Below are 232 nucleotides of genomic sequence, written 5' to 3' on the forward strand. Positions count from 1 at the left end.
GTGTCCCCTTCGTCTAGAGGCCCAGGACACCGCCCTTTCACGGCGGTAACAGGGGTTCGAATCCCCTAGGGGACGCCACTTGCTGGTTTGTGTGAGTGAAAGTCGCCGGCCTTTGTATCTCAAAACTGACTCAGCGAGTCATGTTTGAGATATTTGCTCTTTAAAAATCTGGATCAAGCTGAAAATTGAAACGACACACTGTTAATGGTGTGTTCGAGTCTCTCAAATTTTC

At 48.3% G+C, this 232-nt stretch carries 1 tRNA gene; it reads left to right on the forward strand.

Annotated features, from left to right (window positions below):
* The first annotated feature begins 2 nt into the window (after positions 1-2).
* A tRNA-Glu gene (locus tag OGW13_RS00785) sits at positions 3-78 on the forward strand.
* The last annotated feature ends 154 nt before the right edge of the window (positions 79-232 follow it).

It is taken from the genome of Citrobacter sp. Ca225, assembly GCF_030337175.1.
GTDB classification, from domain to species: Bacteria; Pseudomonadota; Gammaproteobacteria; order Enterobacterales; family Enterobacteriaceae; genus Citrobacter_A; species Citrobacter_A amalonaticus.